Raw genomic sequence first — 20,941 nt, forward strand, 5'->3', positions numbered from 1 at the left:
GGCGATGATGAACCTGTCGCCCTCGACCCGGTGCTGGGTGACGTGTGGCTTCACAGCTGACGGCTGGGAGGTCGTGCAGAGACGTGGAGAGGGGCAGTCACAGTTCATGCGTGCAAGTTGCACAACGAATTCAGACATGCTATACTGACGAAAAGCTCATGGGAGGAGGCGCTTCGATGAAGAAGTCTGTCAAGTTCTGGGTTGGGAGCCTCGTCGTGGCTCTGGCGTTGTCGCTCGGGGGTGTGACCAACGCATCGGCGGCAGACCCGACCTGTCAAGTGCGTGCCTGGAAGTCCGCCAACAGTAAAGTCAGCACCACGAGGGTCTGGGCAGGTACCTGCCCGGGCAACGTGCAGGCGCGAGCAGTGCGCTACTACGGAGGCCAGCCGCACAAGGCTGATGGGCAGCGAGCCCGTTACTCGGTGGCTGTCAAAGGGAACGGTACGGCCGCAGGCCACTACTTCCGAATCCAGACCAGCAGCGGCAGCTGGGGCTCTTGGCAACATTTCTGAAAGGTGGGCACAGTGGCACCGTACGTGCTGCGCAGTCTGCTGTGTGGCGCTCTGAGCCTCACGGTCGGGCTCAGCGCGGGCTGCTCAGGGGTCTCCTCCACGAGCACCCCCTACGCTGATGATTTTCGGCAGGCCCGGGAGCTCGCTTCCTCCGACTTCGAGCGCGCCGTCCTGGAGGATGACAGGATCACCCGCGAGGAGTACGAGGAAGCAGTGCAGCGCTTCGTCGAGTGCGTCAGGGGCAAGGGAGTGAGCATCACCCCGGTCGAGAGGCACGGCTCCTACATCTACGAGAGCTCGGGCAGCATGGAGCACTACGACGCAGCCGCCGAGGAATGCGAAATCGGCACCACACGCCTGATCGAGCCCCTGTTCAGTGAGGTACTCACAAACCCTGAGAAGCTCACCTGGGAAGAGGCGGTGGCTCGATGCTACGTGACTGCAGGCCTGGTGGAGGCCCCGTTCAGTGGGCAGGATCTCGTGCGCCTGCTGGAGGCTGCCGGCGGGATGCAGAAGATACCGGTGCACATGGATGACAACGGAGACGTGACCCACGTGGATGATCCGGTTGACCAATCTGATGTCCCCATCGACCCGGCCGCCAAGGCGATCGAGGACTCGGAGGCGGCATCGAACTGCAAGGAAAACCCTGCCGCCGGCGGCCAGAGCTGATGGCCTCCGAAGCGCGCCTGACCACCCTCGTGCTCTCCTGGCTGGCTGTGGCCGGGGTGAGTGCGGGGGTGGTGTGGGTGAGCGCATTCCGGCCGATCACGGAGCCCACCGAGGCCGATGCGGTGGAGTCGTCGTATGAGCTGTCGCTCAGCGAATTCGCCGACGAGCGTACGGTGGAGGTCACCATCACACCTGAGGCCGGGCAGCCCCTCGTCTCACGCGCCGGTGGCACCATCACCGGCCTCGACTGCGCCCCCGGCGGTCAGTGGGTGCAAGGCTCCTCCCCCGCAGCCGTGAATGGGCAGAGGATACTGCTCCTGAACTCCGCAGCCCCGTGGTACCGCGATCTCACCCAGGACGACAAGGGCGAGGACGTGGCGAACCTCCAACGGGCCATCAATGCGCTCGGTGCCGAGGTGGGTGTCACAGGCACGTTCGACAGCGCCACCCGCGCCGCCTGGAAGAAGGTGCTCACCGCTGCCGACCTCCCCGCGGGAGAAGGTGACTTCCTGCTCAGTCAGGTGGTGTGGCTGCCGGAGGCGGAGGTGACCATCACCGAGTGTCCGCTCGTCGTCGGGCAGGACGTGGCCGCCGGTGAGGCACTGGCGAAGGCCGGATCGGGCCGCTCGACGATGACCTTCACCCCGCCAGCAGACCTCTTCGACGGCCCCCGCACCCTCACCATCGGGGAAACCAGCATCGCACTCACCGACGACCTCCTGGTGGCCGACCCGACCGCCGTCGACGCCCTCCTGGCCACCCCAGAAGTGGCCTCCGCCATCCAACGGGCGAAAGGGGAGGCCGTGCAGCTCAGCGGCAGGCTGCGCCTGGCTGAACCCATCCCCGTCCACGCGGTGCCGCCGTCGTCGGTGGTCAAGGACGCCTCCGGGAGGGTGTGCGTGCTGAGCGGTGGGACACCGCACGCCGCAGAGGTGGTCAGTTCCGCATTGGGACTGAGCTACGTGCGCATCGACGGCGACCCGCCGTCGGCCGTCGACGCCCATCCCGCGAAGGAAGCCACGTGCGGCTCGTAGCCGACAGGGTCGGCCACCGGTTCCCTGGCCAGCATCCGCTGTTCACCGACGTCTCCTTCGAGCTCACACCAACCTCCCTCTACGGGATCGTGGGTCCATCCGGCTCCGGCAAGAGCACCCTGCTGTCCATCCTCTCCGGCGGACTCACCCCCACGGCAGGCAGCATCACGGCCGACGGCGTGGAGCGCATCGGGTGGATCATGCAGAACCCCGTCGGCCCCCCGCGCCGCACCGCCCTCGATCAGATCGTCCTCCCGCTGCTCGCCCGCGGATACACCCGTGCCGAGGCCGAACCTGAGGCCGAAGAACTGCTTCAGCGCTTCGGCCTGGGCGAGGTGGCGGGCCGAGAGTTCCGGAGGCTCTCCGGCGGCGAGGCGCAGCGGCTCTGCCTCGCCCGGGCCGTCGCCAGCAACCACGACGCGATCCTCATCGACGAGCCCACGGCGCAGCTGGACCGCGACACCGCCCACTCCATCAGCGACGTCATCCGCGAAATGGTCTCAAAGGAGCGCATCGTCGTGCTCGCCACCCACGATGAGCTGCTCAAGAAGCGCTGCGACGAGCTGCTGAACATCGCCGAGGAGAAACCATGAGGTGGGGCTCGATCTGGTCAGAGGCGATGCGCAACGTCGCCTCGGGCACCACTCGTGCGATCCTCGGCGCGCTGGCGCTGATCATGATCCTCGCGGGCACCGTGGTGCAGGATGCGCTGGCCGTCCAGCACATCTTCGCCTCCCAGCGAGCCGTGCGCTCCGGCGGCGGCGCCACCCACGTCATCTCCGCCCCGGACGGCATCGACGGCGAGCGCTGCGTCGGACTCACCGGCCTGAACGGCGTGGCAGGCTCCATGGCGCTGCGCGAGGTGCCGGACAGGTTCGCCGTCCTCGCCTACCCGCACTCCAAGCCGTCCCTGTACGAGGTGGCCGGTGACGTCGTCGGCACCCTCGACGCGCACCCCTCGCAGCCCACAGGTGTGTGGCTCTCGGAGGCGATGGTCGGCCGATTCGGCATCCGCCCGCTCCCCATGGCCGATGGTGGCACGGCACACGTGGCCGGCACCTTCCCCTACCCCGACGACGGTCGCAACAGCCAGCTCGCCTCCGCCGCCCTCGCCCCCGTGCCGCCCATGGGTGTCTTCGACTCCTGCTGGGTCACCATCTGGCCCCATGATCCCGAGAGTCTCGCCCTCCTCGAGACCGTGCTGCTCCCCGGGGTCAACGACGCCACCCGCCAACAGCTCAATCCCTCCTTCGGCTCCGCCACCAGTACCCTCGCGCTTCTGGAGCAGCGCCCCACCCGCTGGCTCCTCTCGATCGGTGCTGCCGCCGCCGCAGCCCTCGGCCTCGTGCTCATCCGCACCCGACGCGTCGAGCTGAGCCTCGCCCAACACCTGGGGGTGCACGCCACCCAGCAGCGCCTCCAGCTCGTGCTGGAAACCGCCTGCTGGGCGCTCCCGGCCGGCATCCTGGCCGCCGCAGTCAGCGTCGTCGTCACCACGGCAGGCACCACCGCGCCGGAGGCGAGCTGGCTCGTCGGGCACATCGGCACAGGCATCGGCGCCTGCCTCGCCGCCGCCATCGTCGGCAGCCACGCCGCGGCCCTGCTCATCGTCGAGAAGAAGCTCTACGCCTGGACGAAGGACCGGTAGCCCACAACACCCCCATGGCCCCAGTGCAGATGTATAGTCTGTAACAGTGCAGATGTATAGTCTGTGGTAGTGCAGATGTATAGTCTGTGGTAGTGCAGATGTATGGTTAAGGCGGTTTCAGTGCCTGTTCAAGCGGTTTTGGAGCAAGGGTATCGATGGCGGATCATCGACGATGAACTGGACGTCCTGCTCTCCGGTGTTGCTGCCGTCGCGCTGGATGGGCCCAAGGGAATCGGCAAGACGACGACCGCGCTGCAGCGTGCCGCGTCCATTCTCCGGTTGGATCGGGTGGAGGACCGAACAGAGCTGAAGGCCGACCCGGATGCGCTGCTGACCCGGCCGTGCCCGCTCCTCATTGATGAATGGCAACGGCTTGCCTGGGTCTGGGACTCAGTGCGTCGAGCTGTTGACGATGGGGCTGAGCCAGGGGCGTTCCTCCTCACCGGAAGCGCCACCCCAACAGGGGAGGTCACGCATTCGGGGGCTGGGCGGATCGTGTCGCTCAGGATGCGACCGTTGGCGTTGCCCGAGCGGGGCATCGCCCACCCCACGGTGTCGCTGAGCGCACTGCTCGATGGCGAGGGGGCTGCCCTGGCGGGGGAGTGCCAGTTGAGGCTGCCGGACTACGTGGAGGAGATCGCCGCATCCGGGTTCCCGGGTATCCGGGGGCTGCCGCCTCGAGTGCGTCGAATCCAACTGGACTCATACCTGACCCGTGCATTCACCCGTGACCTCCGCGATGAACAGGGGGTCAGGGTGAGGCATCCAGCGACACTTCGTGCCTGGGCACGAGCCTATGCCGCGGCCTCCTCCACCACGACCTCCTGGGAACACATCCGACATGAGGCCACGCCGGGTGACGGGGACCCACCCAGTCGAGCCACCGCAGTCACCTATCGTGACTGGCTCACCGCCTTGTGGTTGTTGGACCCGGTGGCCGCATGGCTGCCCGTGGGTGCAGGGCTGGGCAAACTCCAACAGGCGCAGAAGCACCAGCTTGCGGACCCGGCCCTGGTGATGCGACTGATGTCGCTCGACCCGGCGATGCTCATGCGGGAGGGGAGGGCGGCCCGCCACAGTGGGGGCCTGCTCGGCGCCCTGTTCGAGAGCCTGGCCACCCAGACGGTCCGTGTGCTCGCGCAGGCAGCGGAAGCGCAGACCTACCACATGCGCACCGCCAACGGGGCGCGTGAGGTGGACCTCGTGGTGGAGCGCTTCGACGGTCGTTGTCTCGGTATTGAGGTCAAACTCACGGCAGCGCCGGATGACGACGATGTACGTCATCTTCGCTGGCTCCGTGACAAGGCGCCTGACCGGGTTGCGGACGTGGTCATCCTCACCACGGGGTCTCGCGCCTATCGGCGTCGCGACGGTGTGGGCGTCATCCCGCTCGGTCTGCTGGGGCCGTGACGAGACGGCCCCGGTCGAAGGTCAGGACCTGATCGGCGGTACCCAGGTGGTCCAGCCGGTGCGTCACCTCGATGATCGTGAGCCCCGGATGGTGTCGCTCCAGGTTCTCCCGGATGCGGGTCTCCAGCGCGGCGTCGAGATTGGCGGTGAACTCGTCCAGGACCAGCACCCTCGGGTTCACCAGGAGCGCCCGGGCCAGGCCCAGCCGCTGAAGCTGACCCCCTGACAGCTCGGTGCCGTCACGCCCGGTGCGGGTGGCGAGCCCCTGGGGCATCGCCATCACCTCGGTTGACAGCTCCGCTGTCTCCAGCGCGGCCCACAGCTGTTCATCCGTGGCCTCGGGGGCGCCGAGACGCAGGTTGTCCGCGATGGTGGAGTCGATCACCTGCGCACGCTGGGTCACCAGCACCACCGTGCGGCGCAGGGAGTCCAGGGTGTACTCACCGACAGGAACCCCGTCGATGAGGATCTCGCCCGTGGTCGGGTCGTCGTAGCGCAGCAGCAGCTGCACCGCCGTCGACTTGCCCGAGCCGGAACGCCCCACCAGCACCGTGCGCCTCCCCGGCGCGGCGTGGAAGGACACCCCGGACAGGGCCGGGTTCTCAGGGTTGCTCCCCGGGTAGGAGTAGCTGACGTCACGCCACTCGATGCCGGGGGAGTGGGTGACCTCGAGGAGACGTTCACCGTCGTGCACCGTCTCCGGGGCATGGCAGAGCAGCCACAGCCTCCGGGCGGCACTCAGTGAGTGGTCGAGGTAGCCGACGGCGTCCTCCACGCCACGCGGTCCCTCGAAGAGCCGCAACGACGCCGTCGCCAACCCCGCGACCAGCAACGGGTCGTGCCCGGTGTTCAGCCCGACCACGATCACGGCGGTCACCGTCGCCAGGGTCAGCACCACGTTCGCGGCCCGACGCAGCCCCCGGAAGGCCAACGGCGGCATCGATGCCCTGCCGATCGCTGCACCGAGGTCGTCCATCTCGCGCAGTCGCTGCGGCGCCAGGCGGTAGGAGACCACCTCGTCGCTGCCGAACACCGAATCGGTGACGTGCGCGGCCAGGTCACCCCGCAGCCTCAGGTTCTCAGCGGTGGAGCCCAGGGAGCGGCCCAGACCGAGGAAGGGCACCACGAGCAGGGCCAGGGCGAGGCACAGCGCCGGGATGGCCACGATGTCCCAGCCGACGGTGGCGCCGGTGACCAGCAGGGCGGTGGTCGGTACGACGACCGCCGAGACGACGGGGGCGAAGGTGTGGGCGTAGACCACCTCGATGCGGTCCACGTCACGGGTCAGGGTGGGCAGCAGGTCGCCGGACCGGTTGCGCAGCACGACGGCGGGGGCCTTCGGCCACAGCGTGGCGAAGGCGTGGCCGCGCAGCAGCTCCAGGGCCTTGAAGGCGACGTAGTGGCCGGTGAACTGTTCGGCGTAGTAGGCGGCCGCCTTGGCCAGGGCCACCACCACGATCCAGCCGACGACACCGGTGACCGAGGTGCCGGAGGCGAAGGCCGCGACCCCCCACCCGGCCAGCCCGAAGAGCACCAGTTCGAGCCCGAGGTTGAGGAAACGGAAGAGGGTGGAGACCGCCAGCGGGGCGTGCACGGGCCGGGTGATGCCGGTCAACCAACGCAGCAGCTCGGGGAAGCGGGGCGGGTTCATCGGGCGACCTCCAGGGGGCGAAGCGTGCCGTCGACCAACTCGTGGGCCTCGTCGACGATCCTGAGCAGTGAGCGACGATGGGTGACCACCAGCACGGTCCACTCGGGCCCGAGGTCGGCCAGCGCGTCGATGATCGCGGCCTCGGAGGCGATGTCCACCTGGCTGGTCGGTTCGTCCAGCAGCAGGATCTTCCTGCCGGACAGGAAGGCCCGGGCCAGGGAGATGCGTTGCGCCTGGCCGCCGGAGATGAGCTGGCCGCGCTCACCGACGGGGGAGTCGAGCCCGCTCGGCATCCGGGCGACCTCGTCGGCGACATGGGCCATCCGAAGCGCCTGCCACAGCTCCTCGTCGCTGGCCTCGGGTCGTGCCAGCCGCAGGTTGTCGGCGACGGTGCCGGTGAACAGCCACGTGCTCTGGGCGACGGTGGCGCTGAGCGCGGCGGTCTCCTCCGGGGACAGGGTGCCGAGGTCATGGCCGTCGAGCACGATGGCGCCGCTCTGCAGTGGCAGGGTGCCACGAAGCAGCGACAGCAGTGTCGACTTGCCGACACCGGAGGGGCCCATGATCGCCACCTTGGATCCCCGGGCCACCTCCAGGCCGAGTGCGTCCAGCACCGTTCCCCGTCCGTGGTCGTGGCTGACCGACTGCACACTGATCGCGGCTGCGGTCGGGCGTGCCGGGACGCCCGTGGGCCGATGGTCGACGGTGGTGAGGGACAGCTGTCGGGAGATGGCCCGCTCGGAGGCCATGCCCCCCATCCCGATGTAGAAGAAGCCGGCCACCTGGGTCAGTGGCTCCAGCAGCAACGTGAGCAGGAGGGCGATGGCCAGGGCCGCTCCGGGGCTCAGCTCGCCACTGTGGAGTCGGCCACCGATGAGGAACACCGACCAGCAGATCAGGGCGAGGGAGAACACACCGTCGAGCACGATGATGACGATCTGGTTCCCGGCGAGCAGCCGCATGATGGCGCGACGGTTGGCCTCGCCCTGGGTGCGCAGCCGGTCCTCGATGCGCGGCCCTGCACCGAACAGACGGATCGGGACGAGGTTGCGCAGGGCGTCGAGGTAGTGCACCGACAGGCGCCCCCGCTCCTTGCGGGAGGTGGCGGAGACCTTGCGGAACAGTCGGAGGAAACCGAGGATCGCGCACGGCACCACGGGGACGGCCATGAGGATGCCGAGCCCGACGACGACGTCGAGTGCGACGGTGACGAAGACCAGGGTCAGGAAGGGGATCGCGAGCGCCGCCAGGGTCGAGCCGAGATAGACCTGTCGGTACTCGGTCATGCGTTCGGTGTTGTCGGTCATGAGACCCACCAGCTGGGACGGGGTGGCCGGGGTGGCGATGACGGGCCCCCTGTGTCCGCGGCCACGCCAGGGGCGAAGCAGGGGATTGGTGGCCGGGGGCCTCGGGCTCGCGGGTGCTGCGGCCAGTGGTCGGACCCGGTTGTGCAGGTGGGCGCTGAGCAGTTCGGCGCGGAGTCGTCGTTCCTCCCGACGGGCAGCGCGGCCCCCGAGCAGGATCTCGCCGAAGGCCGCGAGACCGGCTCCGAGGATGCCGAGGATGAGCCACGGCCAGGGCAGGGAGGTATCGCCGCTGCCCCAGTGGGTGCCGAGCAGCACCAGCACCATGCCGGTCAGCGCTGCGCTGAGGATGCGCAGGGTGCCGACCAGGTGGGTGGAGCGTCGTGAGGAATTCGAAACAGCGATCTTGCTCATATCCTTGTTTCTTAGGTATCAGTTAGCAGCTGAAACAGGGTGTCTCAAACTTAGCGCATGGGATCCGGAAGGTGAAGCGGGGGTCCCGGCGACTGATCTGTCAGGATGTCGGGGTGAATGCCGCCAGAGCCCCGCTTCCCCAGTTGTAGCACCGGCTGCGGCCGATGGTGGAGCGCGACGACGAGGAGCCGAACCGGGTGGCCACCACCCTGGAACTGCTCTACGACCTCACCCTGGTCGTCGCCTTCGGGGTGGCAGGGGCTGAGTTCGCCCACGCCATCGCGGCAGGCCACGTCCTGCCCGGTCTCGTCGCCTTCTGCATCGTCCAGTTCGCGACGGTGTGGGCCTGGATGAACTACAGCTGGTTCGCCTCCGCCTTCGACACCGACGACTGGGGGGTCAGGCTCTGCGTCGGATTCCAGATGGTGGGGGCGACCTCCCGCGACATCTGTGCTCCCGCACTGCGCTCCCCAGTGGTCGCGAACTGTCGGAAAACCGACCTCTCGCGACCACTGGGCCGGAGCGGGGGTGCGGATCGTCCTGCAGGATTTGGAGGCGACGCCGGTTCTCGCCTAGGCTTGCTCCGCCGAAGACCGCAGGTGACGATCGTCTCAATTCCCGTGATGGAGCCCGCGCAGGTGACCGCAAAGCCAGCAGGAGAACACCTGCCCGCCCCGCGCCACCGGCACGGGGCGTTGTTCGTTTCTGGGGTCGACGGTGGACACAGAAATGGAAGGAGACCCAATGGCGAGGCCGGAGAAGGCTGCCAAGGTCGCAGAGCTGAGTGAGGCATTCACCAACTCCGCTGCCGTGGTGCTGACCGAGTACCGCGGTCTCTCCGTCAAGGACCTGCAGGAACTGCGCCGGTCCTTCGGTGGGGAGGCCACCTACGCCGTTGCGAAGAACACCTTGGCCGCACTCGCGGCCAAGGACGCCGGCATCGAGGGCGTCGAGGAGACGCTCACGGGGCCGACCGCCTTCACCTTCATCTCCGGCGACATCGCCAAGGTGACGAAGGGGCTGCGCGACTTCGCGAAGGCACATCCGTTCCTGGTCATCAAGGGTGGTGTTCTCGAGGGCAAGTTCCTCGACGCCAAGGCGGTCCTCAAGCTTGCCGACCTCGAGTCCCGCGAGGTCCTGCTGTCCAAGATGGCTGGTGCCATGAAGGGCAGCCTCGCCAAGGCCGCCGGCACCCTGGCAGCCCCGCTGTCGAAGGGTGCCCGTCTCTTCGGCGCCCTGCAGAGCAAGGCGGCCGAGGATCCGAACATCATCGGCGGCGCAGGGTCCGCCCCTGCTGCCGAGACCACGAACGAGGACGCCGCCACTGGCGACGTCACCCCGGCCGATGAGGCCAACTGAGCAGCACCTGCTGCGGAACACCCAATCCGTCGCAGCGTGACCGCTTGCGATGCTTAACCGAAAGGAACGCCCATCATGGCGAAGCTCACCAAGGAAGAGCTCCTTGACGCCTTCAAGGAGATGTCCCTCATCGAACTGTCCGAGTTCGTGAAGCTGTTCGAGGAGACCTTCGACGTCACCGCCGCCGCTCCGGTTGCCGTCGCCCAGGCCGTTGCCCCCGCCGCCGGTGGTGGCGACGACGCCGGTGCCGACGACGCCGACTCCGGCAAGGTCGATGTCATCCTGACCTCCGGTGGCGACAAGAAGATCGCCGTCATCAAGGAGGTCCGCGCCCTGACCAACCTCGGCCTGAAGGAGGCCAAGGATCTCGTCGAGAGCGCCCCGAAGCCGGTGCTCGAGCAGGTCGAGAAGGACGTCGCCGAGAAGGCCAAGGCCGCCCTCGAGGCCGCCGGCGGTTCCGTCGAGGTCAAGTGACCCCGGCCGGGCAACCGGCACAGATCCCCAGAAGGTCCGCCCCTGTCGCAGGGGCGGACCTTCTGCCGTTCATCGAGGTGGTCCCCACCGTGTCACCGCACTCACCCTTCACCTGCGATTCGTGCTCGAGGGGAGACGACGGGCTGGGGCGTGCAGGCGGGTGGCGGGAGCCGAGGGGTGACCCCGTCTGCCCCGGTGGGCAGTTACCATGGTGACTGCCGCGATCTCGGTCCCCGCTTGCGTGTCGGCTTGATTCCGTCTATAGTGCATGTTTGCTCTGCTCTGCAATCGCCCGTGATTTGACGCGGGTCCTTTGTTGTGCGACGAACCAGCTCATCGGCGTTCCCGGAAGGACCGAATCTTGGCCGCCTCGCGCTCTGCGTTGAAGAACACCAATGTCGTCTTGCCCAGCGGCCGGATCTCCTTTGCGAAGATCCCTGAACCGCTCGAGGTCCCCAACCTGCTCGATCTCCAGATCGACTCCTACAACTGGCTCATCGGCAACGAGGCCTGGCGTGGTGAGGTCGAGGCGCGCCTGGCCGCAGGCCGCACCGACGTCAACACCCGCTCCGGCCTCGAGGAGATCTTCGCGGAGATCTCACCCATCGAGGACTTCAACGAGACGATGTCGCTGTCCTTCCGCGACCACCGGTTCGAGGAGCCCAAGCACTCCATCGAGGAGTGCAAGGACCGCGACGTCACCTACGCGGCCCCCCTCTTCGTCACCGCCGAGTTCGTCAACAACGACACCGGCGAGATCAAGTCCCAGACCGTGTTCATCGGCGACTTCCCGCTGATGACCGACAAGGGCACCTTCATCATCAACGGCACCGAGCGGGTCGTGGTCTCCCAGCTCGTGCGTTCCCCGGGTGTGTACTTCGAGATCACCCCTGACAAGGGTTCCGACAAGGACATCTACTCCTGCAAGGTGATCCCCTCGCGCGGGGCGTGGCTGGAGTTCGAGATCGACAAGCGCGACATGGTCTTCGTGCGGCTCGACCGCAAGCGCAAGCAGAACGTCACCGTCCTGCTCAAGGCACTCGGCTGGAGCGAGGACCGGATCCTGGAGGAGTTCGGCGAGTTCGAGTCCATGCGGATGACGCTGGAGAAGGACTCGGTCACCACCCAGGACGAGGCGCTGCTCGACATCTACCGCAAGCTGCGTCCGGGCGAGCCCCCGTCCCGCGACGCCGCGCAGGCACTGCTGGAGAACTACTACTTCAACCCGAAGCGGTACGACCTGGCGAAGGTGGGTCGCTACAAGATCAACAAGAAGCTCGGGCTCGACATCCTGTTCGACCAGACCGTGCTGACCATGCACGACATCGTCGCCGCCATCAAGTACGTCGTCGCGCTGCACGAACACCGTGAGGAGCTGAACGGCGTCCCCGTCGAGCCCGACGACATCGATCACTTCGGCAACCGGCGGCTGCGCACCGTCGGGGAGCTGATCCAGAACCAGCTCCGCACCGGGTTGGGACGCATGGAGCGTGTCGTGCGCGACCGCATGACCACGCAGGACATCGAGGCCATCACGCCACAGACCCTCATCAACATCCGCCCCGTGACGGCGGCGTTGAAGGAGTTCTTCGGCACCTCACAGCTGTCGCAGTTCATGGACCAGAACAACCCGCTGGCCGGGCTGACCCACAAGCGTCGCCTCTCCGCGCTCGGCCCCGGCGGTCTGTCCCGCGACCGTGCGGGCATGGAGGTCCGCGACGTCCACACCTCGCACTACGGCCGCATGTGCCCCATCGAGACCCCGGAAGGTCCGAACATCGGGCTCATCGGCTCGCTGGCCTCGTTCGCCCGGGTCAACGCCTTCGGGTTCATCGAGACCCCGTACCGCAAGGTCGTCGACGGTCAGGTCACCGACCAGATCGACTACCTGACCGCCGATGAGGAGGACAGGTACTCCATCGCCCAGGCCAACGCCCACATGGATGACGAGGGTCGGCTGACCGAGGACCGCGTCCTGGTGCGTCTCAAGCACGGTGACGTCGACTCCGTGCCGGCCGCGGACGTCGAGTACATGGACGTCTCGCCGCGCCAGATGGTCTCGGTCGCCACCGCCCTCATCCCGTTCCTCGAGCACGACGACGCCTCCCGTGCCCTCATGGGGGCCAACATGCAGCGCCAGGCGGTCCCACTGGTGCGCAACGAGGCCCCGTTCGTCGGTACCGGCATGGAGTACCGTGCCGCCATCGACGTGGGTGATGTCACCCTGGCGAAGAAGGGCGGTGTCGTCTCGTCGGTGACGGCCGACCTCATCGAGATCGCCAACGACGACGCCACCTACTCCTCCTACCGGCTGGAGAAGTTCGTCCGCTCCAATGCAGGGACCTGCATCAACCAGCGGCCGCTCGTCGCCGCCGGGGATCGCGTCGAGGAGGGCACCCCGCTGGCCGACGGCCCCTGCACCGACCGCGGTGAGCTGGCGCTGGGCAAGAACCTGCTCGTGGCGTTCATGCCCTGGGAGGGCCTCAACTACGAGGACGCCATCATCCTCTCGCAGCGTCTCGTGCAGGACGACGTGCTGACCTCGATCCACATCGAGGAGCACGAGATCGACGCCCGAGACACCAAGCTCGGTGCCGAGGAGATCACCCGGGACATCCCGAACGTCTCGGACGACATGCTCTCCGACCTCGACGAGCGCGGCATCGTCCGCATCGGTGCCGAGGTCGCCGCGGGTGACATCCTCGTCGGCAAGGTCACCCCGAAGGGCGAGACCGAGCTGACCCCGGAGGAGCGGCTGCTGCGCGCGATCTTCGGCGAGAAGGCCCGCGAGGTCCGCGACACCTCCCTCAAGGTCCCCCACGGCGAGGCCGGCACCGTGATCGGGGTGCGCGTCTTCGACGCCGCCGAGGGTGACGAACTGCCGCCGGGGGTCAACCAGCTGGTCCGCGTCCACGTGGCGCAGAAGCGCAAGATCAGCGACGGCGACAAGCTCGCCGGACGTCACGGCAACAAGGGTGTGATCTCGAAGATCCTGCCGGTGGAGGACATGCCGTTCCTCGCCGACGGCACCCCCGTCGACATCGTGCTCAACCCGCTCGGCGTGCCGTCGCGGATGAACATCGGTCAGGTGTTGGAGAACCACCTCGGGTGGATCGCCAAGACCGGCTGGGACATCCAGGAGGTCAAGGAGACCTGGGCGGAGCGCCTGCGTGAGGTGGGGCTCGGCCGGGTCGAGGGTGATGCCCGCGTGGCGACCCCCGTCTTCGACGGCGCGAACGAGGCCGAGATCACGGGTCTGCTGGAGAACTCCCTGACCACCCGCGACGGTGAGCGTCTCATCGACGGTGGCGGCAAGGCCCAGCTGTTCGACGGCCGCTCCGGTGAGCCCTACCCGGAGAAGACCGGGGTCGGCTACATGTACATGCTGAAGCTGCACCACCTCGTCGACGACAAGATCCACGCCCGTTCCACCGGCCCGTACTCCATGATCACCCAGCAGCCGCTGGGCGGCAAGGCGCAGTTCGGCGGTCAGCGTTTCGGCGAGATGGAGGTGTGGGCCCTGGAGGCCTACGGTGCGGCCTGGGCCCTGCAGGAACTGCTCACCATCAAGTCCGACGACGTGCCCGGCCGCGTGAAGGTCTACGAGGCCATCGTCAAGGGCGAGAACATCCCCGAGCCCGGCATCCCCGAGTCCTTCAAGGTGCTGGTCAAGGAGATGCAGTCGCTCTGCCTGAACGTCGAGGTGCTCTCCGGTGACGGTCGTGTCATCGACCTGAGGGACTCCGAGGACGATCTGCGCAACGCCGAGGACTTCGGCATCGATCTTGGACGGCGTCCCGGAGGTGACCACTTCATGGACGTCGGCGAAGTCTGAGTCTGACTCAGTCACGAAGCGCCGGGAGACCCGGCACCCAGTTCACATCTCAGATTTCGTTCAACCAGGCACCCGCACCAGCGGGGGATAGGGAACCAATGCTGGACGTCAACGTCTACGACAAGCTCTGCATCGGGCTGGCGAGCGCCGATCAGATCCGTGAGTGGAGCCACGGTGAGGTCAAGAAGCCCGAGACCATCAACTACCGCACGCTCAAGCCGGAGCGCGACGGTCTGTTCTGCGAGAAGATCTTCGGTCCCACGAGGGACTGGGAGTGCTACTGCGGCAAGTACAAGCGGGTGCGCTTCAAGGGCATCGTGTGCGAGCGCTGCGGCGTCGAGGTCACCCGGTCCAACGTGCGTCGTGAGCGGATGGGCCACATCGAGCTGGCGGCACCGGTCACCCACATCTGGTACTTCAAGGGTGTGCCGTCGCGGCTCGGCTACCTGCTGGACGTCGCGCCGAAGGACCTGGAGAAGGTGATCTACTTCGCCGCGCACATGGTCACCCACGTCGACGAGGAGGCCCGTCACCGCGATCTCCCGAGCCTGCAGGCCAAGCACGAGGCCATGATCAAGCAGCTGGAGAAGCGTCGCGACTCCGACATCGAGGCCCGGATGGCCAAGCTGGAGGAGGACCTCGCGCAGTTGGAGGCTGAAGGGGCCAAGGCTGACATCAAGCGCAAGGTCTCCGATGGTGCGCAGAAGGAGGCGGCTCAGATCCGCACCCTCGCCCAGCGACGCATCGACCGGGCGCAGGCGGTGTGGGACCGGTTCAAGGGCCTCAAGGTCCAGGACCTGGAGGGCGATGAGATCCTCTACCGGGAGATGAAGCAGCGCTTCGGCAAGTACTTCCAGGGCTACATGGGCGCCGAGGCCATCCAGAAGCGCCTGGAGAGCTTCGACCTGGCCGCAGAGGCCGAGAAGCTGCGCGAGATCATCGCGAACGGCAAGGGGCAGCGCAAGACCCGGGCCCTGAAGCGTCTCAAGGTGGTCGCGGCCTTCCTGCAGGGTGACAACAACCCGACGGGCATGGTGCTCGACGCGGTGCCGGTGATCCCGCCGGACCTGCGTCCGATGGTCCAGCTCGACGGTGGCCGCTTCGCCACCTCGGACCTCAACGACCTGTACCGCCGCGTCATCAACCGCAACAACCGGTTGAAGCGTCTGCTGGACCTGGGGGCCCCCGAGATCATCGTCAACAACGAGAAGCGGATGCTGCAGGAGGCCGTCGACTCGCTGTTCGACAACGGCCGTCGTGGCCGCCCCGTCACCGGGCCGGGCAACCGTCCGCTGAAGTCGATCTCCGACATGCTCAAGGGCAAGCAGGGCCGGTTCCGGCAGAACCTGCTCGGCAAGCGTGTGGACTACTCGGGTCGTTCCGTGATCGTGGTCGGTCCGCAGTTGAAGCTGCACCAGTGCGGTCTGCCGAAGGCGATGGCGTTGGAGCTGTTCAAGCCCTTCGTGATGAAGCGGCTGAACGACCTCAACCACGCCCAGAACATCAAGGCCGCCAAGCGGATGGTGGAGCGGCAGCGTCCCGTGGTGTGGGATGTCCTCGAGGAGGTCATCGCGGAGCACCCGGTGCTGCTGAACCGCGCACCGACCCTGCACCGACTGGGCATCCAGGCCTTCGAGCCGCAGCTCATCGAGGGCAAGGCGATCCAGCTCCACCCGCTGGTGTGTGCCGCCTTCAACGCCGACTTCGACGGCGACCAGATGGCGGTTCACCTGCCGCTGTCGGCGGAGGCCCAGGCCGAGGCCCGGGTGCTGATGTTGGCGACGAACAACATCCTCAAGCCCGCTGACGGTCGCCCGGTGACCGTGCCCAGCCACGAGATGATCATCGGCATGTACTGGCTGACGATGCAGCAGGACGGCCAGAAGGGTGAGGGCCGTGCGTTCTCCTCGCTGGCGGAGGCGATCATGGCCTTCGACCGTGACGAGCTGCACATCGGTGCTCCCATCAAGCTGCGGTTGACGGGGATCGTGCCGCCTCTCGGGATGGCCGACAAGGTGCGTGCGGACGGCTCCATCCTGTTGGAGACGACCCTGGGTCGTGCCCTGTTCAACGAGGCGCTGCCCGCCGACTTCCCGTACGTCAACGAGCGGGTCGGCAAGAAGCAGATCGGGCAGATCGTCAACGACCTCGCGGAGCGCTACCCGCTCATCGACGCGGTGCGCACCCTCGACGGGCTGAAGGACCTCGGGTTCCAGTGGGGGTCGCGCTCCGGGGTGACCGTCTCCATCGCGGATGTCCAGACCCCGCCGACCAAGCCGGAGATCCTTGCGTCCTACGAGAAGCGGGCCACCAAGATCGACAACCTCTACGAGCGTGGGTCGGTGACCGAGGACGAGCGGCGTCAGGAGCTGATCCAGATCTGGACGGATGCCACGGCTGAGCTCACCCAGGCGATGAAGGAGAACTTCTCCGAGACCAACCCGATCTACGTGATGGTCAACTCGGGGGCGCGGGGCAACATGACGCAGATGCGTCAGATCGCGGCCATGCGAGGCCTGGTGGCCAACCCGAAGGGTGACATCATCGCCCGCCCCATCAAGTCGAACTTCCGCGAGGGTCTGTCGGTGCTGGAGTACTTCATCTCCACCCACGGTGGCCGCAAGGGTCAGGCCGACACCGCGCTGCGGACCGCCGACTCGGGTTACCTGACCCGTCGTCTGGTGGACGTCTCCCAGGACGTCATCATCCGCGAGGAGGACTGCGGCACCGAGCGTGGCCTGACCAAGACCATCGCGAAGTGGACCATTCCGGGCAAGGACGAGGAGGGCCGTCTCGTCGACGTCGTGACCGAGCCGTTCGCGAAGGGGGCGACGGTGACCGTCGTGCCGGACGTGGAGACCGCGGTCTACGCCCGTGCGGCGGCGACCGACATCACCGACGCCGAGGGCGGTGTCATCGTCACGGCGGGGACGGATCTGGGCGATGCCGAGATCGAGCGTCTCGTCGCGGCCGGTGTCACGGAGGTCAAGGTCCGTTCCGTGCTGACCTGTGAGGCCGCCACCGGGACCTGCGCGATGTGCTACGGCCGCTCCCTGGCCTCCGGCAAGACCGTCGATGTCGGCGAGGCCGTCGGTATCGTCGCGGCCCAGTCCATCGGTGAGCCCGGCACTCAGCTGACCATGCGCACCTTCCACACCGGTGGTGTGGCCGGTGACGACATCACCCAGGGTCTGCCGCGTGTCGTCGAGCTGTTCGAGGCCCGTCAGCCCAAGGGCAAGGCCCCCATCGCGGAGGCCGACGGTGTGGTGCGCATCGAGGAGGGTGAGCGTTCCCGCAAGATCGTCATCGTGCGTGACGACGGCGGTGAGGACCTGGAGTACCCGGTCGGCAAGCGGGTCCGCCTGGAGTTCGAGGACCACAACGGCACCCGGGTCGCGATCCGGGACGGGGTGCACGTGACCATCGGTCAGCAGCTGACCGCGGGTCAGGTGGATCCGCAGGACGTGCTCCGCATCCGGGGGCTCCGCAAGGTGCAGGAGCACCTGGTGGAGGAGGTCCAGCGGGTGTACCGCACGCAGGGTGCACCGATCCACGACAAGCACATCGAGATCATCATCCGGCAGATGCTGCGCCGGGTCACGGTCATCGACTCCGGTGACACCGACATGATGCCGGGTGAACTGGTGGATCGGCAGGCCTACGAGGCCGCCAACCGCAAGGCGCTCACCGAGGGTGGCCGTCCGGCGGAGGGTCGCCCGGTGCTCATGGGCATCACGAAGGCCTCGCTCGCGACGGACTCGTGGCTGTCGGCCGCATCCTTCCAGGAGACCACGAAGGTGCTCACCGACGCCGCCATCCAGGGCAAGTCGGACACCTTGGTCGGGCTGAAGGAGAACGTGATCCTCGGCAAGCTGATCCCGGCGGGCACCGGTTTGGACCGCTACCGCAACATCCGGGTGGAACCGACCCAGGAGGCGCGTTCCAACGCCTACACGATCACCTCCTACGATCCGTACGACTACTCGTTCGGTGGGGACGGTGACGTGCCGGACGTGCCGTTGGAGGAGCTGGACTTCGGCGACATGCGCTGAGTGTGAACCAGAACGGGGTGGGTGCCGGATGGCACCCACCCCGTCGCTGTTGGTTCAGTTGGCGGGGATGATCGTCGGTGGGGGGAGGTCCCCGACGCTGTAGATGTGGGCCGCGCAGTCCCGGAAGGCGGCGACCAGGGCCCCGTGGACCGCGGCCTGTTCCCCCAGCCGGGAGGCGATCACCGGCAGGGTGACGGTGGGGCCGATGTGCTCGGCCAGGCGCCGCCGCAGGGGATCGAGGAGTTCCTCCTTCGCCAGGGACATGCCGCCGCCGACCACGACGATCGCGGGGTCGATGGCCATGGCGACTCCGGCCAGACCATGGGCCAGCTCCTCGATGAACCGCTCCAGCTCGGCCAGGGCACTGCGGTCGCCCTGCCGGGCCAGTGCGAAGACCTCCTTCGCGCTGGCGGCACTGTGCCACCGGATCTGTCCGGTCCGTTGGTCGAGGCCGCGGAAGGCGGTGCGTCCGATGTCCCCGGCGACGTCGTGCGCGCCGCGTCGGGGTTCCCCGCCGATGATGAGCCCGGCGGCCACCCGGGTGCCGACCGAGAGGTAGAGCATGTCGTCGAATCCGCGTCCGGCCCCCAGGTGGTGCTCGGCCACGGTGGCGAGCCTGACCCCGTTGTCGATGACGACGGGGCAACCGAAGTCGTGGCCCAGTTTCTCGGCCAGGTCGAAACCGACCCAGGCCGGGAAGATCACCGAGGCCAGCAGTCGTCCCGTCGGATCGACGATGCCGGGCAGGGAGACCCCGAGGGCACGCAGCTGGGTGGGGGCGAGACGGTCCAGTGTCTCGTGGAGACACGCGGTGACCGCATCCAGCTGACTGGAGGGATCCTCGGCGGTGTCGACCCCGGTGGCGCCGTGGATGGCGACGGTTCGGCCCGCCAGGTCGGCCACGACCACGCGGATGCTGTGGACCCCGATGTCCACTCCGGCGACCAGTCCGATGTCGGAGCGGAAGCGGTACTGCCGGGCGGGGCGGCCACTGCCACGGGGCGCCCCGAGCTCACCGACCACGAGGTCGTGGGTGCTGAGCTGGGCGAGGGCGTTCTCGATGGAGGTGCGGGAGAGTCCGAGGTCGTGGGCCAGGGTGGTGATTCCCGCGGGCTCGGCGTCGCGCAGCCTGAGGGCGACGCGGACTGGGATGGCTCGTTGCATGACAGGTCCATCCTACAGCCCAGCTATTTATCACATCTGAGTAACAAAACTGTGCGTTTCGGCCAGCGTGGCTTGCGCTGATCTTCTTGGAGTCGGGTAACATAATGCTGTAGCCCCAGGTCAAGCAAAGGAGCAAGGACCCATGACGAAGTTGGTGAGAGCCGCGGCCGCTCTGGCCCTGAGTGCCGCACTGGCCGCCACCGGCTGCGCCCCGAGGAGCGACGGGGACGGCGGATCCGGTGGGGACCAGAAGGTCACGATGTGGATGTACCCCGTCGTACCCGATGAGGCCAGGCACAAGGAGCTGTGGGACCAGATGGTCTCCAGGTTCGAGCAGGCCAACCCCGGGATCGAGGTCGAGATCGAGTTCTTCCCGTGGAAGCAGCGTGACGAGGCGATCCAGACCGCGCTGACATCCAGGACGGCACCGGATCTGATCTACCTCATCCCCGACCAGCTGGCGGCCTACCAGAAGTCCATCGAACCGATCGACGAGCACCTCGGGCAGCAGCGGGTCGCCGAGCTGCTGCCCAACGCGAAGGAGGCCGTCACCCTCGACGGCGCCATGATGGGTGCCCCCATGTTGACCAGTGCGAACCCCCTGTTGTGCAACAAGGCCGCCTTCGAGAAGGCCGGGGTCACCGACTACCCGAGCACCTGGCAGGACGTCATCGACATCGCCCCCAGGTTCTCGGAGAACGGTATGCACGCCATCAGCTACTCCGCGGTGCCGACCCAGACCCTCAACCTCACCTTCTACCCGGTGCTGTGGCAGGCCGGAGGCACGGTGTTCGACGACAAGAGGGCGGCCTTCGACTCGCCGGAGGGCCGCGAGGCGCTGGAGTACCTGACGACGTTGCAGCAGGCCGGTGCCCTCGACCCCGACGCGCTGACCACGGCCCTGGAACTGGAACAGACGGCTTTCGCTGGCGGCAGGTCCGGATGTGCCTGGGACTTCGCACCGAAGGACCTCGCCAGCCAGATCGGTGAGGAGAACGTCGTGGTGCTCCCACCGCTGAAGGGCAAGGAATCCGTCGGGTACGGCACGGTCGGCACCATCGCCATGTTCAAGGACGCGAAGAACAAGGAGGCTGCCGGGAAGTTCGCCGCCTTCGCCACGGATCCGGCGAACAGCGTCGACTTCCTGACGGCTGCCGGGTACTTCTCGCCCGTCGCCGGGAAGGGACCCGACTACTCCCAGGATCCCATCCTGAGTGAGATCGAGAAGACCCTGCCCGACATGAGGTTCGGTGAGCTGCACCCCCAGGCGCGTGCCGTGATGGGGGCCCTCGCCCCGGAGATCCAGGCCGCACTGCTGGGCCAGAAGAGCCCGGAGCAGGCACTGGGCGACGCCGCCGCTGCGGCTGAGTCCATCATCGGACAGCCATGACCCACACGGGGTGGGGTGAGGA

14 protein-coding genes are annotated in these 20,941 nt (G+C 67.4%); 11 read left to right on the forward strand and 3 right to left on the reverse strand.

The window, feature by feature from the left end; genetic code table 11:
- Window positions 1-524 precede the first annotated feature (524 nt).
- The 5 genes from EII34_RS04770 to EII34_RS04790 all read left to right on the forward strand — a co-directional run bounded on the left by EII34_RS04770 (window position 525) and on the right by EII34_RS04790 (window position 5,276).
- Window positions 525-1,184 (forward strand): glycosyltransferase family protein, encoded by a 660-nt coding sequence (locus EII34_RS04770; RefSeq protein ID WP_124843472.1) that lies wholly within the window; start codon window positions 525-527, stop codon window positions 1,182-1,184.
- A complete protein-coding gene (locus EII34_RS04775) occupies window positions 1,184-2,218 on the forward strand; it encodes a peptidoglycan-binding domain-containing protein (protein WP_124843474.1) in 1,035 nt (344 codons plus the stop codon). Before EII34_RS04770 ends, EII34_RS04775 begins: the two co-directional genes overlap by 1 nt.
- Window positions 2,206-2,811, forward strand: a complete 606-nt coding sequence (locus EII34_RS04780; protein ID WP_221620200.1) for an ATP-binding cassette domain-containing protein — start codon at window positions 2,206-2,208, stop codon at window positions 2,809-2,811. Before EII34_RS04775 ends, EII34_RS04780 begins: the two co-directional genes overlap by 13 nt.
- The gene (locus EII34_RS04785; RefSeq protein ID WP_124843476.1) at window positions 2,808-3,866 is read left to right on the forward strand and encodes a hypothetical protein; all 1,059 of its coding nucleotides are present in this window, start codon (window positions 2,808-2,810) and stop codon (window positions 3,864-3,866) included. The genes EII34_RS04780 and EII34_RS04785 overlap by 4 nt, the downstream gene beginning before the upstream one ends.
- Before the next feature lie 120 nt (window positions 3,867-3,986).
- On the forward strand, window positions 3,987-5,276 hold the full coding sequence (locus EII34_RS04790; protein WP_260425056.1) for an ATP-binding protein: 1,290 nt from the start codon (window positions 3,987-3,989) through the stop codon (window positions 5,274-5,276).
- On the opposite strand, the gene EII34_RS04795 is transcribed toward EII34_RS04790, so the two are convergent.
- Together EII34_RS04795 and EII34_RS04800 are read right to left on the reverse strand one after the other, a co-directional pair.
- Window positions 5,248-6,900 carry an amino acid ABC transporter ATP-binding/permease protein gene (locus EII34_RS04795; protein WP_221620204.1) on the reverse strand — a complete coding sequence of 551 codons (1,653 nt, stop codon included), beginning with the start codon at window positions 6,898-6,900 and terminating at the stop codon, window positions 5,248-5,250. The two genes, EII34_RS04790 and EII34_RS04795, sit on opposite strands and share 29 nt — an antisense overlap.
- A 23-nt stretch (window positions 6,901-6,923) precedes the next feature.
- Window positions 6,924-8,645 carry an ATP-binding cassette domain-containing protein gene (locus tag EII34_RS04800; RefSeq protein ID WP_124843482.1) on the reverse strand — a complete coding sequence of 574 codons (1,722 nt, stop codon included), beginning with the start codon at window positions 8,643-8,645 and terminating at the stop codon, window positions 6,924-6,926.
- Between the two features lie 164 nt (window positions 8,646-8,809).
- Between EII34_RS04800 and EII34_RS04805 the strand changes: the two genes are divergently transcribed.
- The 5 genes from EII34_RS04805 to EII34_RS04825 all read left to right on the forward strand — a co-directional run bounded on the left by EII34_RS04805 (window position 8,810) and on the right by EII34_RS04825 (window position 18,365).
- Entirely contained in the window at window positions 8,810-9,433 is a 624-nt protein-coding gene (locus EII34_RS04805; RefSeq protein WP_124843484.1) for a low temperature requirement protein A, read from the forward strand.
- Complete coding sequence (gene rplJ, locus EII34_RS04810) at window positions 9,390-10,004, forward strand: 50S ribosomal protein L10 (RefSeq protein WP_124843486.1); 615 nt, start codon at window positions 9,390-9,392, stop codon at window positions 10,002-10,004. Before EII34_RS04805 ends, rplJ begins: the two co-directional genes overlap by 44 nt.
- Window positions 10,005-10,079: 75 nt before the next feature.
- Entirely contained in the window at window positions 10,080-10,478 is a 399-nt protein-coding gene (rplL, locus tag EII34_RS04815; protein ID WP_124843488.1) for a 50S ribosomal protein L7/L12, read from the forward strand.
- A 361-nt stretch (window positions 10,479-10,839) separates the two neighbouring features.
- The gene (gene rpoB / locus EII34_RS04820; protein WP_185711180.1) at window positions 10,840-14,313 is read left to right on the forward strand and encodes a DNA-directed RNA polymerase subunit beta; all 3,474 of its coding nucleotides are present in this window, start codon (window positions 10,840-10,842) and stop codon (window positions 14,311-14,313) included.
- Between the two features lie 98 nt (window positions 14,314-14,411).
- A complete protein-coding gene (locus EII34_RS04825) occupies window positions 14,412-18,365 on the forward strand; it encodes a DNA-directed RNA polymerase subunit beta' (RefSeq protein WP_124843492.1) in 3,954 nt (1,317 codons plus the stop codon).
- Window positions 18,366-18,419: 54 nt separating this feature from the next.
- Here EII34_RS04825 and EII34_RS04830 read toward each other — a convergent pair whose 3' ends face one another.
- Window positions 18,420-19,529: an ROK family transcriptional regulator gene (locus EII34_RS04830; protein ID WP_124843494.1), complete on the reverse strand. Its 1,110-nt coding sequence runs from the start codon at window positions 19,527-19,529 to the stop codon at window positions 18,420-18,422.
- A gap of 142 nt (window positions 19,530-19,671) precedes the next feature.
- On the opposite strand from EII34_RS04830, the gene EII34_RS04835 reads away from it, so the two are divergent.
- Window positions 19,672-20,919, forward strand: coding sequence for an ABC transporter substrate-binding protein (locus tag EII34_RS04835; RefSeq protein ID WP_124843496.1), 1,248 nt, complete (start codon window positions 19,672-19,674; stop codon window positions 20,917-20,919).
- The last annotated feature ends 22 nt before the right edge of the window (window positions 20,920-20,941 follow it).

The sequence above is a fragment of the Arachnia propionica genome (genome assembly GCF_003859805.1).
Classification (GTDB): Bacteria; Actinomycetota; Actinomycetes; order Propionibacteriales; family Propionibacteriaceae; genus Arachnia; species Arachnia propionica_C.

What these genes read in the sequence shown, in the direction of transcription:
- EII34_RS04775 (WP_124843474.1), top strand. Translation starts at nt 1,184, where the DNA reads ATGGCCTCCGAAGCGCGCCTGACCACCCTCGTGCTCTCCTGGCTGGCT.
- EII34_RS04785 (WP_124843476.1), top strand. Translation starts at nt 2,808, where the DNA reads ATGAGGTGGGGCTCGATCTGGTCAGAGGCGATGCGCAACGTCGCCTCG.
- EII34_RS04835 (WP_124843496.1), top strand. Translation starts at nt 19,672, where the DNA reads ATGACGAAGTTGGTGAGAGCCGCGGCCGCTCTGGCCCTGAGTGCCGCA.
- rplJ (WP_124843486.1), top strand. Translation starts at nt 9,390, where the DNA reads ATGGCGAGGCCGGAGAAGGCTGCCAAGGTCGCAGAGCTGAGTGAGGCA.
- EII34_RS04805 (WP_124843484.1), top strand. Translation starts at nt 8,810, where the DNA reads ATGGTGGAGCGCGACGACGAGGAGCCGAACCGGGTGGCCACCACCCTG.
- EII34_RS04825 (WP_124843492.1), top strand. Translation starts at nt 14,412, where the DNA reads ATGCTGGACGTCAACGTCTACGACAAGCTCTGCATCGGGCTGGCGAGC.
- EII34_RS04830 (WP_124843494.1), bottom strand. Translation starts at nt 19,529, where the DNA reads ATGCAACGAGCCATCCCAGTCCGCGTCGCCCTCAGGCTGCGCGACGCC.
- EII34_RS04800 (WP_124843482.1), bottom strand. Translation starts at nt 8,645, where the DNA reads ATGAGCAAGATCGCTGTTTCGAATTCCTCACGACGCTCCACCCACCTG.
- rplL (WP_124843488.1), top strand. Translation starts at nt 10,080, where the DNA reads ATGGCGAAGCTCACCAAGGAAGAGCTCCTTGACGCCTTCAAGGAGATG.